Origin of the sequence: Pseudoalteromonas sp. '520P1 No. 423' (genome assembly GCF_001269985.1) — a bacterium.
Taxonomy (GTDB): domain Bacteria; phylum Pseudomonadota; class Gammaproteobacteria; order Enterobacterales; family Alteromonadaceae; genus Pseudoalteromonas.
In genome coordinates this window covers 751,054-764,837 of the sequence record NZ_BBZB01000002.1, presented here as the reverse complement: position 1 = coordinate 764,837, position 13,784 = coordinate 751,054, and the positions used below count along the sequence as shown (strand labels likewise).

Genomic DNA, 13,784 nt, shown 5'->3' with positions numbered 1-13,784 from the left:
TACAAATCCTATATATCTTTAATAGCAAGAAATTCCTCATTTTCACTATCTAAAATATTAGATACATAGAACACGATGGTAATTCCGTAAATAATTACAATACTGCTGTACCTATAATTGTAATTTCGCGCAGATTCTAACATTTAAAATTAGTAAAATAAAACTTTATTTACGTTAATTTATATATTTTTTATAGACTTAGGAACATATTTGTTGTTAATTTACTTATTTGATATTAAAAGACTTAACTCGCTAAGTAATGTATTTTAAATTCACACCAGTAAGGTTAACAATTTCACTTTAAATTAATCAGGGCTTTAGGTTTTAGGGGGAAGTGTGAATATTTGGACCTGTTTAGTTAATAGCCAATGCGCATGAGCGCAATTCATAAGCGAAGCTTGAGAGCCTTTAAAGTTAGCGTACTGTTTTTTAAATAAAGAACTAAGGAACTTTATTCTACTAACTATTCAAGTAGGTATACGGCTTAATTTTATCCTAAAAATACATCACCGTATAAAATACTCTAAAAACACATCGATTAAAGACTCTAAAATTAACCTTTTACAAGTAAACGACTTCTAGAGCATGTTAACTTTAAATTATATAAACACTTAATATGCATGGTCTTTGTTGAATAATAAGGTGCTAAAAAAGTATAGGTTTTGTTGTTAAATAACTGATTGGAATTCCGGCATAAAACACTAAATTACTCAAACAAGGTTTACAAGTTGAATCAGTCGCTCTAGATTTAAATAATGCTTTACTACAAATAAGGAATACTGTGAAAACTCTCATGTATCTGATTTTAATGCTGAGCCATTTTTCAGTTGTGTCAAGTCAGTCTAATAATACAAATGAAATTTTAAAAAAATAGAAGATTTTTTATATGTTAAGCCTTCACGATCTTTATTATTACTTGATAAAGTTAAAAATTCTTTATCATCAGAACAAATGTTCCATTGGCACTTATTACAAGTTCGCGCGGCTGTTCCCACAAATCAACTGGATAAATTAAAGAAATCTATAGCAGTATTGATCCATGAAAAAAATCATCCGGATTTTAAATCAAATCTACCAACCATTTTGAGCACTTGTTTTATGGAATAGTAGAAATATTAAAGAAGCTTAAGCTTTGTATATTCAAATATCACAAATAGCTAAAAAGATTAATAACATCAATTAAAAATCTAACGCGTTATTACAGTGTCTACTGTTATAATAGTCGCAAGTATTACTCTTCTAAAAAATCTTAAATTAAATTTAAGTTAGGTCATTGAGCAAAATAATGAAAAAACAAAAAGCAATTACAAAAAAAGTATCAATTGGTGAGCAAGCTCAAAAGTTTGTAGCAAATAGAGCGACTGAAAGTGAAGGCAAGGAATACGGTAAAAACCTCAATCTATCAGTGCACTTTGCTGATCTGGCAATGATACATGCATTACCAACATTAGACTGTACTCAATGGCAATTTATATTAAAAGCTTATTCTGCAAACTCAGCATCTCATGACAAACCTTATGCTGATGTTGCAAAAGACCTAATGGAACATGTAGGTGCAAATGAACTTGACGAACTCGCACCACAACACCGTGAAATTGTAGAAATCGCGCTACAATTTAATCAACTTGAGCAATGGTTAGTAATTGATATGGCCACATTATTTTGGAACGGTGACTGGGGAATGGGCAACCAAACGCTATCACAAATTATACAAAGCATTCAACAATCATTGGTTATAAAACCACCCAAAACACCTAAGATTTAAAGTCCTATAAGTGGTGACATAACCCATATATTGCTCTTTTCTGATTAAAGCATTTATTATAGTGCCGCTAGTTGTCGCATTTTTTATTGATTTATCCAACGCTGTGATTATCTAAATGATGCTAAATTGGATAAATTAAGCGCAAATGCAAAGTACCTTCAAATATTTTTTTCATATTTGAAGGTTACCCTCCGATAACCACAAAAACCCCACCGATAGCACGCAAAAAACTGCCCCTAATCACTTTTTGTAACCAAAAGCTTTACACACATTGCAATTGAAGATAACTTGTACCCACAACAAGAACAAAACATAGCAACAGAAAAAATAATGAAAAAATTAATGGCTTTATTGTGTCTTTCACCATTGACTGCATTCGCAGCTCCAGCAGAGTTTGATATTCAAAAATTGTTAAAGCCGGTGAGCAAATCTATTCTTGCCGAAGGTCCTGAAGCATCTAGTTGGTGTGATGGCATTTTGACCCCGATACTTGCATAATAGCTAGCGTGCGCCCTTGAGTAGGACGAACAGCAACCATACTTAGCGGGATCCAATCAATTTGATTTTTGAATACTTAAGAAAAATTACCATGTATCTCAGGGGAACTCCAAACCATAGCTTCTGACCATATTGCAAGCTCAACTAATTCTTTTACTTTTGGGTGGTCTCTTGATTCACCATCAAAAATTGGTAAATTTGTTGGTTCAAAAATACGTACCTCAGCGCCAAATTATGTCAAGATTTTAGCACTTTCTAACGCCAACTTCTTACTGTAAAAACCTTCTCTTAATGAACCGTATAAAACTAATACTCTTGGGGCATGAGTTTGGGTTGTTGCCGATTTTAGCTTTTCAGTAATACTTGCAACTGAGTGCTTTGGTAAATTATTAAACATACATCTTAATTCCAGATTAACCGAAATGACGTACCGACAATGCGCATAAGTCAATATAATTCCATAATTATCGAAGTATATTGACGCTTTAAATTTGGCTCATGTTAGACAATTTAGGGAGGAGTTATATTAAACGTATAGGATTTTCTATGTACAAATGAGATTATGTGATGAAATTATTTAGCATTTTGATAGCAATTGATTTAACAAGAATTACAGAACATTGGCTGAATTAACAGCCAATATTTAATAGGAGAGTTTTACTTACTTTGTTTTAAAGATTTAACTAAGAAGAATAAGCCAGCGCTCAGTACAACGAGTGAAATGATTTGTGATTGAGATAACTCAAAACCTAAAACATCGTACCTTGGATTAATACGAATAAACTCAACCATAAAGCGGTTCACGGCTGATAATATTAAGTACATAGCAAAAGTGAAGCCAACTGCTGACGCTTTAAACTTGAAACAAGCGCGTAATATAAAGAAGCTAACAAAAGCTAATAGCGTTTCGTACATAGGCGTTGGGTAAACACCTGGAGCAGGTATAAACTGCCCTGCTACGTTATTATCGTAAGTTTGAGTCCAAAACCAGTCAGGTAACCAACTCGGTTTAGCTGCCATATTCACTTTTTGACCCCAATCACCATCACCTGATATTTGACACCCTATTCTTCCTATACCATAGGCAAGCATTATGTAAGGTGCAGCAATGTCAGTTGCTGATAAAATTGCAATTTTCTTGCGTTTAAGCATAAATATGGCTGTGATAAAACCTAAAATTAAACCACCATAAATTGAAAAACCACCGCGCGAGAATAATTGGTCCGCGATACCATATCCTCTAAATTCAAAAACATGTAATAGTTTTGCACCTATCAAACCACCTACAAAGGCATAAAATATGGTGGTTTCAAAGTATTCACCATCCAAATCTTTAACATTTAGTTCTGCTAATTTCTTTTTACCAAAATGCAGTGAAATCAATAAAGCTGAAATCACTAACAGGCCAAACATAGGGATAAACTGTGTGCCAGTATCAATACCGGTTAAATCTAGTAAGACACTTTCTAAATAAGGATAAGACATGATAATTTCCGTTAATCAAAGCTGGAGATCAGCTCTTTTTAAAGTAGCCTACTTATCGCAACAAAAATGTCAATACAATCACATACTTTTATAATTGTATTCTTCTAAATAATAAGCACAATACAGTAGATCATTTGATACTTTTTAACTCACTTTATTTAGAATTTTTAACTAAACCTATTCAACATTGGTGAAAGCTTCTAATGCACCACTTGCTTTTAAATTTTCAAAAACTTTTTTAATTTACTAAGTTGATGTTTTCATATTGATTTTTTACTAAATCTTAAATGCACTAAACCATCACTTATTTTCAAAGGCTGAACTTTCATATTTATATATTTATGAGAGTTATCTAGCATATATTTATTAAACCTCTGCTCATCAAAAAAAAACCACACGACCCTTGTAACGGTACAATTTAACTAGAGACTTCGTTCGAAGGGGCTTGGACTCACCTAAGTGAGAAAAATGCTCGGTTTTAAGCTACGTTACATAACTTTAAAATTGGTTCTAAATTGGATTAAAAAAGCCCCTTCGTTTGAAGGGGCTTGGCCGCTCACCTAAGTGAGAAGACTGCTCGGTTGTAAGTTACTTTCGTAACTTTAAAATTGGTAAGTGTATTGAACTGAAAATTCAGTCCCTTTCTCTTTACTTCGAACGAGTGCATTATCTGCTAAAATTTCTTGTTCTTCGTTCAACAAGTTTTTAAGCTTAAGTTTAATGCTCGAATTAAAATCCGGAAAGTAGCTGTAGTTCAAATCAAGTGAATGGAATGGTTGTTCCATTGCATCTTGCTGCCCTTCAATTCCGGGTATAATAATTCTTTCGCCGAATACGTTGTAGATCAGTGTTGCAGCATGATTGCCATTAGGCGCATCATAGCCTAACTGCATATTTACAACATATTTTGAATGACCCGTTAAACGACGTTTAGTATTGGTAACTGCAGCAGATACACCTGCTTGATCAACAATATTTTGTCGGTCTAGTTCCATTTCAGAGTCACTAACGGTTAAATTACCCGACATAAAAATATCTTGGCCAATACCTTCTAAGAAAGAAAAGTCTTTCAAGAATTCAAATTCAACGCCTGCAACATAACCTGTTTCAGCATTTGCAATTCGAACGAGAGGCGGACCATCTTGACCTGAAGACTGCACAGTCTCAATTGGATCTGTCATATCTTTATAGAACACACCTACTGAAAAGTTTTCCCCAGAGTCAAAATAATTCTCGTATCTAAAATCGTAATTATTAATTGAAGTTGCGCGCAACCCTGGCGTCCCACCTACAGGATATTCAGTTAATGGATCTATATAGTTTGATTTAGTTATCTCACGCAAATCAGGTCTCACTGTTGTTTGACCAAAACTAAAACGATATTGTGTTTCATCATCGTATAAATATGTTAACGCTAATGCAGGATAAAAATCATCACTTTGAAATGCTAATTCTTTATAATCTTCATTAGTTGCATCACTTGCTAATACAATTTGTCCTGTGTATGGGTCTAAAGGTACAGATATTTGTCTGAAATCCTCCCAACGAACACCACCACTGACTCTAAATTTGTTATCGAAGAAAAAGTCAGCTTCTAAATAATAAGCATCAATTTTTTGAGCTGATAAATAATCATCACCATCTATAGTTGTATCGTTTAAGATACTACGTGTTAAAGTTGCATTTTGAATGACATCATCTGAAAGTACTTCGTTTAATTCACTACCAGTTAGATCGACGTCATTAAAAGCGCGAGTATTAATATCAAATCTACGGTTACTGGCTGATCGTTCTTTAGAAATATAATCAGCACCCGTTTTAATTTCGACTTCTAATGCATTAAATGAAAGAGGAACTGTAAAGTTGAATCCATAATTCTCTACTTCATCATCTAATTGCTGAAAAGTATATCGTGCAGCTGTTGTAGAGTTTGAAAGCGCACCTTCATTAACAACGTCATAGATATCATCTTCATTATGATCCGTTACAATGAAGCGTGAACTCATATTACCTGGCGCATAACGATTAGAGCGACCAAGTGAATACTTCCAATCAAAGCCTGCATAGTTTAATTGCTCAAAAGTATGCATACCTTTAAGTTGGTTTACTATTAGCTCTCTTTCTTCATACTTTATATCATAAGAGCGAATACGGCGATTATCTGATTCATTTACATTCTCTGAAATACCACTTTTATCTCTAATAGTATCGACAGTATCATGTAATATCATTGTGCTCATATCAATGCGATGATTCTTTTGCCATTCGATACCAAAGTTAAGCATACCTGACCATTTGACACTATGCTCTGTTGTATTAACATCATCATAGCCTTGTACCATCGCTGCACTATTTTCACCGAGTAAAAACTTTTCACCTTGATATTCTTTTCCAACAAAATAAGAATTATCGTAACTAATCGATGATAAGAAACCGTAACGCCAATCGCCTGATTCAGTGCTATTACCTAGCGTAAAATTAACACTATGATCAGGGTCAATTGAAGTCGATTTTGGATCATAGTTTCGGTTTAAATCTGTGACTAATTGTCTACTATCTTCAGGTGATAAATCATCCAGTGACTGACCAGAGTCATAAACTGCTTTTATCGAAGCTGGCAGTTGACGTGTACCATCATCTAGACCCTGCCAATCATCACTCCCACCTTTATACTCGATGCCATCATCTGAGTTATTAGTATTTGTACCTAAGGAGCCACTCATATTAAATACAAAATCACTTGGAATTGTTTTAATTCGAATATCGACATTACCACCACCAAATGATGCAGGCATTGAAGGTGAAAATGATTTTTGAACTGATAGACTTTCAATAATGTCAGCAGGGAATAAATCCAATGGAATAACTGAGCGAGTCGGATCTGGACTCGGTACTGCAGAGCTATTTAATTGCGTACTTGAGTATCGTTCACCCAAACCGCGTACATAAATAAATTTACCATCAACTAATGTTAAACCTGTTACACGACGAAGTGCCGCTGCTGCATCACTATCACCGCTTCGTGAAATTTGTTCTGAGCCCATAATATCGGCAACAAAAGCTTGCTGCTTACGCTCTTCTAAAACTGCTGTCGCCGTGCCTTTTAATCGGCTTGCACTCACTACAACTTCTTCTAATACTGCTTCATCTTGTACTTCGGTAACTTCGTTAGCAAATGCAGTTCCAGCTAGTGATAATAAAACTGCTGAAGATATTGCTGATAACCCGAATTTAACTGATGTGTTTTTCATTTTTTGCCTCGACGAAATAAGCTAAATTAATTCACTTTAATCATGCCAAGCTATTGCTAACTTGGCATAGTGTGGGTTTAGTCTTATTCCAGACCGACTGTCCAACCTGCAGTCCAATTGTTATCTTCAGATACCGCACCAATGTGGCTTGTTGTATCAAAGAAACCATCGATTGCTTTAACATCTGTTGCAACTGTTGCATCAGTAGTGAAAATACCATTCACTACATTTTCTTGGCTTTGTGCAACTTTATTACCTAACACGTTGCTCCACCAATCACTCAAGTTGAAATCAACATCTGAAGGGTTTTTAAAGTTTTCAGAACAGGCAATTACAGAGCTAACAAACTTAATAGTGCCATCTTGTGCATTTTTAACTGTTTCGCTATGTGTTAAAACAGAATCTTTAGGAATGCCTTCTAGCTCTAAACACTCACCCATACCTTGTGCACCCGTAACAACAATGTTGTACATTTGTGCACCAGTTCCTTCACGGAAGTAAATGCCTTCGCCTTCGTCTTCACCTTTAAAATTATTACCAATAATTGTTACATTAGATAAAGTTGGATTAGAGCGTGGTGTCTTGTCTGGCGAATTACCATCATTATCAGCTTCGATACCACGGTTAGCATCTGAATTATCAGCTGCTTGCTTAACTAAAACATGTTGAAGCTTACCTTGGAAACCATTATCCCAGTCAATGCTGTCATCTTGAATGCTAGTTAAAACTAAGTATTTAGCTTGAACTGTACCGCCAAAGAACTCAACACCATCATCTGCATTTTGGTGAACTTGTACATATTCAACCGTAGTACCAGCACCTACACCACCAAATGTGATACCGTTTAACTCATTACCAGGTGCAATTTCATAACCGGCATTCATGACTCTTACATAACGTAAAGTACCTGAATTATCAGATGTGTCAGTACCACCAAATACAGCACTACTCTCAACACCTTCAACTTTTAAAGCACAATCAGAACCATCTGTAGGACACTTATTAGAAGGCGCATTACCTAAAATAACCATGCCGCCCCACTGGCCTGCAAATGTCTCTTCACCTAAAACATCTTGACTAGAAGTGAAGCTAATTGGGTTATCTTGTGTACCATTTGCAACAATTTTTGAATCACGGCTAATAACAAGATAGTCATCACCATTACGACCGTACACAGTTACACCAGGCTCTACTGTTAATGTTGCAGAGTTTTCTTTATCGCCACCTACAAAAACAGCACCATCTAATGCATATAAATTACCAGCAGTTAAAGTTAAATCAGCTGTAATTCGACCATTAATTTCACATGTTGTTGTTGAACCATCTATTGGTGTAATTGATTGTGTTCCTGCTGGACAACCTGCAACCTCTGCAGGTGCAGTTACTTCTCCACCACCATAACCGAATGCCCAACCTTCACGCCAATCGTTTTGACCGTCAAATGCACCAATGTAATTTACAGAGTCGAAGAAAGAATCAACTGTGTTATTTACATCTTGACCTGCTTCTAATAATGGAGAGCCTGATAATGGTTCACCATTTACACCAATCATAGCTTTGTCATTAACACTGTTACCAGTTTGCGCTGTAAACCAAGGTTCTAAATCTAGTAAAATATTACCGTCTTGATCTTTAGGGTTTTTAAAGTTTTCGCCGTTAGTACACGCCATAACTGTATTTTCTATTTTTATAATACCGTTATTTGCATTATTAACTGTTTCACTCTCAGTTAATTCAGAATCTTCAGGAATACCTTCAATTTCTAAACATTCGCCCATTTCAGATGGACCCCAAATCACTGAGTTGTATAAATGTAAGCCTGTACCTTCACGTAAGTAGATACCTTCAGCTTCATCTTCACCTTTAAAATTGTTACCAACTACAGTTAGGTTTGAAATGATAGGTTGTGATTTAGGGTCCTTTGAAGGATTGTTGCCATCATTGTCAGCTTCGATAGCACGGTTAGCATCTGTAGAGTTTTTATCTTGTTCGATATAAACAAATTGCATTTTACCTTTGTAGCCATTATCCCAGTCAACATTGTCATCATCATTACTTGTTAACACTAAGTGCTTAACATTGACTGCACCGCCAAAGAATTCAACACCGTCATCAGAGTTATTATGCACTTGTAAGTAATCAACTGTTGTTTGTGAACCAACACCACCAAATGTCACACCATTTAATTCATCCCCTGGAGCAACTTCGTAACCGGCATTTTTAACAACAACATATTGTAAAGTACCAGAGTTATCTTCCCAGTTAGTGCCACCGAATACCGCACCAGCTTCAACACCTTCAACTTGAAGTGCACAATCGCCATCTGCAGGACATTTATTAGAAGGTGCATTACCTAATAAAACTACGCCGCCCCATTGGCCTGAAGCAGTTGTATCACCAACTACATCTTGCAAAGAAGTCATAATGATAGGGTCATTTTTAGTACCCGTTGCTTCAATCTTTGAACCACGGCTTATTACTAAGTAATCTTTACCGCTGTTACCAAATACGACTGCACCTGGGTTAACAGTTAATGTTGCACTTGATGCATTATCATCACCTACAAATACAGCACCATCTAACGCCCAAAATGCATCTGTTGTTAATTCAACATCTGTTGTAATACGTCCTGATAAAACTTGAACAGTTACATCTTTACCTAAAGCAGCAGATACTGTTGCTGAAAGGCTTGGGCTGTGCACACCAGCAAGTACTTTATCAGTACCGCCTGTTGGTGGAATAGTTGGTGAAGGTGCTACAACAGTTTCACCTTCAACATTCAAATTAATATCACTACCACCACAACCTGCTAACGCTAAAGCACAAGTCAGCATACTTACTTTAAATAATTCAGGACCTTTCATTACCATCTCCACTAAGTTTTAATTCTTTAACTAAATTAATTAGTGCAATAAGGTAATTATTTCGTGTGACAGTTAGGTGACGGTTTGTTAAAGATAAGATGACAGTTTTGTTTTATATTTATTAAAGTATGACAGAATTTTTAAATATTATGATATAAGATTTCCAATTTAAAAATTTTTTAGTTAAACAGAAATATTAACGATGGAGAAAACGCTTAGCCTTTACAAATCACAACAAAGTGTAGAAAAGAGCTTTAGATCCCTAAAGAGTCCTGACTTTTTAACCGCGTCTCTTTATTTGAAAAAGCCAGAAAGGATTGAAGCACTACTGATGGTAATGACGTATTGCTTAATGGTTTATGTCGCATTGGAGCATAAGCTCAGAAGAGAGTTAAAGGCTCAGTCGGTATATTTTCCCAAGTTAAAATACAAAACGTGCCAAAATCCAACTGCTCGCGGGGTGTTCTTTTGCTTTCGAGGTCTGCATGTATTAACAATCAGTGGCGAGCAACAATTAGTCCTCAATGTGGAGGAGAGGCACAGTATTATCATTAATTGCATGGGCAGCATCTATCAAGAAATTTATTCCTAAAAATGCTGCGGAATGTCGGATATACAGGCTGCAATGGATTTATTTGATAAAAATTTGGCAGAGCTTCATAAGAATGGAAAAATTTAAGCCATTATGAATAACTACCAGCTAACGAGTTGGCGTTAAGATTAATTATTTCTTCTAATTACTAAACTTTAGAAACGAAAAAAGGGCCTTACGGCCCTTTGCTCTTCGTTCAATATTTGTCTACTGCCTTAACCCCTTAAGACACCAAACAGTCCTTTAATTGATCTGTCCTTTGAGTTTATAATTTTATTTAAGCAAGTTACCTAAATCAATATAAACTCAATTAATGCTTTTTAATTTCTAATTATTTTACACCTAACTCTCTTAGACGTTCGTTTAAGTACTCATCTGCTGTGTAACGCTCTGATAACACAACTTCTGGATGAGGATGTAAAAATAAAGGCAATGAAATACGTGATTTCGTTGTCGCTTTACCTGTTGGATTGATCACACGATGAATCGTTGATGGAAAATAACCACCTGACGTTTCTTGTAACATGTCACCAATATTAATAATTAAGTTACCAAAGTCACATGGTACGTCTAACCAAGAGTCATCTTTATTGAGTACTTGTAAGCCAGGCTCATTTGCTGCTGGTAATATTGTTAATAAGTTAATATCACCATGTGCCGCTGCACGTATTGCACCTGGTTCTTCATCACCTGTCATTGGCGGGTAATGTAAAATACGTAATAAAGTTTGCTCTGAATTTTTGATCATATCTTTTAGATCAATCGAGAACTTTTCACTTACTTCTTTAGGTGCATTTTCTTGAACCCAAGTTAATAACTGCGCTGCAAGTTGGTTTGCTAAACGGTAATACTCACGTATTTGTTCTTCAAGTTGTGCTGGTACACGACCTTTAGGATAAACATGGTAATACTCTTTAATATCTTTAACTTTATGGCCTTTAGCGATTTCTGACGTTTCGGGACCAAAGTAACCATCTTGATTTTCTTTGCTAAAAGGAAAATCTCTTTTTTCTTCAGAATTAAAAAATGCTTGCCAATTTTCATAAATTGACTCAACCAATTCTTTTGAAATTGGGTGATTTTTTAATACACCAAAGCCTGTGTTACGTAATGATTCAACAAATAATTCAGCTGCGTTATCTGCTTTAAAATCTACCGTTTGTAATTCCATGTAAGTCGCCCTTAAATATATAGTATCAATTTTAACTAATTGATAAGAAGAAGCCAGCAATGGCAGCACTCATTAGATTAGCCATGGACCCTGCCATAACTGCTCTGAGACCTAGGCGGGCGATATCCTTACGACGACTTGGAGCCATGCCACCAAGTCCACCTAGCAAAATTGCAATTGAAGATAAGTTAGCAAAACCACATAATGCAAATGTAATCACAACTTGCGTATGTTCACTTAACTGATCTCTAAATTTTATAAAATCAAGATAGGCTACAAATTCGTTTACAACCAATTTTTGACCTATAAAACTACCCGCAGTGACAGCTTCACTCCAAGGCACACCTAAAAGCCAAGCGACAGGTGCAAATATGTATCCTAAGATTTGTTGTATTGTAATATCCGGCATACCAAACCATTCACCAACACCGCCTAAAAGACCGTTTAACATGGCAATTAAAGCTACAAACGCAAGTAGCATTGCACCTACATTAAGTGCTAAATGCATACCACTTGATGCACCACCTGCTGCTGCGTCAATCACATTTACAGGCTTGTCATCGTCATCAACTTTTATGTTTTCTAGATTTTCTATCGGTGTTCCTGTTTCTGGCACCATCATTTTTGCCATTAAAAAACCACCTGGTGCTGCCATAAAACTAGCCGCTATCAAGTACTTAAGATCAATACCAATAATGACATAACCGGCAAGTATAGAACCAGCTACTGTTGCAAGGCCGCCTACCATTACGGCAAACAATTCTGATTGCGTCATAGTTGGAATAAAAGGTTTTACAACTAATGGCGCTTCAGTCTGCCCTACAAAAATATTAGCCGTCGCTGATAAAGACTCTGTTTTTGACGTACCCAATAATTTTTGTAAGCCACCACCTAATATCTTTATGATCCAGTTCATAATGCCTAAGTAATAAAGCACCGCAACTAACGCAGAGAAAAATACAATGATAGGTAATACATTTAATGCAAATACAAAACCTATATTATCGGAAACTAAGCCTCCAAATAAAAATTTAATTCCATCATTCGCATAGTTAATAATGCTTGATACTTTAGCTGAAACAGCGACTAAAACATCTTGACCTGCTGGAAAATATAAAACAAAGCCACCAATTAAAACTTGTAAACCAAATGCACAACCAACTGTTCGTAAATTAATTGCACTTCTATTGGTTGATGCGATAAACGCAACCAATAGTAAGGTAGTCATACCGACCAATGTCATGATTGTTGTCATTAAAATATCCTAAAATTCTTTCTAGCTTTTTAGCTTTTATTATTGTTGTAATATTTGAGTAATTTTACTTTTAATTAAATCAATCGCGACTCTATTTTTGCCACCACGCGTTACAACTAGATCAGCATTTTGCTTTGATGGTTCAATAAATTGATAAAACATAGGTCGAACTGTTGCCTGATACTGTTCGATAACCGATGGTAAACTACGGCCACGCTCTTCAATATCCCTTTGCATTCTTCGCATTAAACAAATGTCTAATGGTGTATCTATAAACACCTTAATATTAAATTCTTCACGTAATTTTTCGTCAGATAATAATAAGATACCTTCAACAATAATTACTTTAGCCGGATTAATTCGCCTAGTTTTATCACTACGCGTATGTTGTGCATAATCATATGTTGGCACTTCAACTGCATTACCTGCTCGTAACTGCATTAAATGCTCACACATTAATTCGTGCTCAAACGCATCCGGATGATCATAGTTAGTTTGTGTACGGTGATCAAAAGGTAAATGTGACTGATCACGGTAATAGGCGTCTTCTTCTAAAATAGCAATGGCGCCCGGCTCTAATTCATTAACTAACTCATTATAGATAGTTTGGCTAAACAAAGACTTTCCTGATGCTGATGCACCGGCTATAGCAATAATGGTTCTAGTCACAAAAAATTACATCCAATCGAATAACAAAAGTAGCCTACGATAACAAAAATTAAAAAAAAGATCTCTGTGGCTAGATAGAAAAACGACAATTTACCCGCTCATTTCAATTGCAAACAGGACAAATGTCCGCTCAATAAATATATCTGGAAATCAATTCCTTTTAATAAACATAAATCGTGTTTTCTTATTAGAAATTGAAAATAGCTAATACCATAAATTGTAATTTTTTGATCT

At 35.5% G+C, this 13,784-nt stretch carries 8 protein-coding genes and 2 pseudogenes; 3 read left to right on the top strand and 7 right to left on the bottom strand.

The window, feature by feature from the left end; translation table 11 throughout:
- Window positions 1-1,285: 1,285 nt before the first annotated feature.
- Both PSA_RS22050 and PSA_RS26045 read left to right on the top strand, forming a co-directional pair.
- Window positions 1,286-1,765: a hypothetical protein gene (locus PSA_RS22050; RefSeq protein WP_042143169.1), complete on the top strand. Its 480-nt coding sequence runs from the start codon at window positions 1,286-1,288 to the stop codon at window positions 1,763-1,765.
- A gap of 288 nt (window positions 1,766-2,053) precedes the next feature.
- Complete coding sequence (locus PSA_RS26045) at window positions 2,054-2,263, top strand: hypothetical protein (protein WP_042143170.1); 210 nt, start codon at window positions 2,054-2,056, stop codon at window positions 2,261-2,263.
- Here the strand turns inward: PSA_RS26045 and PSA_RS26650 are convergent.
- From PSA_RS26650 to PSA_RS22030, 4 genes and pseudogenes are all read right to left on the bottom strand, one after another.
- Window positions 2,247-2,660: pseudogene (locus PSA_RS26650) on the bottom strand (NAD(P)H-dependent oxidoreductase); the annotation flags it as partial. The gene PSA_RS26045 and the pseudogene PSA_RS26650 overlap by 17 nt on opposite strands.
- 260 nt (window positions 2,661-2,920) lie before the next feature.
- Window positions 2,921-3,748: a prolipoprotein diacylglyceryl transferase gene (locus tag PSA_RS22040; protein ID WP_042143173.1), complete on the bottom strand. Its 828-nt coding sequence runs from the start codon at window positions 3,746-3,748 to the stop codon at window positions 2,921-2,923.
- A gap of 602 nt (window positions 3,749-4,350) precedes the next feature.
- Window positions 4,351-6,999 (bottom strand): TonB-dependent receptor domain-containing protein, encoded by a 2,649-nt coding sequence (locus tag PSA_RS22035; RefSeq protein ID WP_042143175.1) that lies wholly within the window; start codon window positions 6,997-6,999, stop codon window positions 4,351-4,353.
- Window positions 7,000-7,082: 83 nt separating this feature from the next.
- On the bottom strand, window positions 7,083-9,863 hold the full coding sequence (locus tag PSA_RS22030; RefSeq protein ID WP_042143177.1) for a hypothetical protein: 2,781 nt from the start codon (window positions 9,861-9,863) through the stop codon (window positions 7,083-7,085).
- A 187-nt stretch (window positions 9,864-10,050) separates the two neighbouring features.
- Here PSA_RS22030 and PSA_RS22025 point away from each other — a divergent pair.
- Window positions 10,051-10,455 (top strand): annotated as a pseudogene (locus tag PSA_RS22025) (IS1634 family transposase); the annotation flags it as partial.
- A 331-nt stretch (window positions 10,456-10,786) separates the two neighbouring features.
- Here the strand turns inward: PSA_RS22025 and PSA_RS22020 are convergent.
- Genes PSA_RS22020 through udk form a run of 3 tightly spaced genes read right to left on the bottom strand, consistent with a single transcriptional unit; the run spans window position 10,787 to window position 13,550 of the window.
- Entirely contained in the window at window positions 10,787-11,626 is an 840-nt protein-coding gene (locus PSA_RS22020; protein WP_042143181.1) for an isopenicillin N synthase family oxygenase, read from the bottom strand.
- A 31-nt stretch (window positions 11,627-11,657) separates the two neighbouring features.
- Window positions 11,658-12,881, bottom strand: a complete 1,224-nt coding sequence (locus PSA_RS22015) for a NupC/NupG family nucleoside CNT transporter (protein ID WP_042143183.1) — start codon at window positions 12,879-12,881, stop codon at window positions 11,658-11,660.
- Window positions 12,882-12,920: 39 nt separating this feature from the next.
- A complete protein-coding gene (udk, locus tag PSA_RS22010; protein ID WP_042143185.1) occupies window positions 12,921-13,550 on the bottom strand; it encodes a uridine kinase in 630 nt (209 codons plus the stop codon).
- Between the last annotated feature and the right edge of the window lie 234 nt (window positions 13,551-13,784).

Excerpts from the sequence above, each read along its gene's own strand:
- PSA_RS22020 (WP_042143181.1), bottom strand. The coding sequence starts at position 11,626 with ATGGAATTACAAACGGTAGATTTTAAAGCAGATAACGCAGCTGAATTA.
- PSA_RS22040 (WP_042143173.1), bottom strand. The coding sequence starts at position 3,748 with ATGTCTTATCCTTATTTAGAAAGTGTCTTACTAGATTTAACCGGTATT.
- PSA_RS22015 (WP_042143183.1), bottom strand. The coding sequence starts at position 12,881 with ATGACAACAATCATGACATTGGTCGGTATGACTACCTTACTATTGGTT.
- PSA_RS22035 (WP_042143175.1), bottom strand. The coding sequence starts at position 6,999 with ATGAAAAACACATCAGTTAAATTCGGGTTATCAGCAATATCTTCAGCA.
- PSA_RS22030 (WP_042143177.1), bottom strand. The coding sequence starts at position 9,863 with ATGAAAGGTCCTGAATTATTTAAAGTAAGTATGCTGACTTGTGCTTTA.
- PSA_RS22050 (WP_042143169.1), top strand. The coding sequence starts at position 1,286 with ATGAAAAAACAAAAAGCAATTACAAAAAAAGTATCAATTGGTGAGCAA.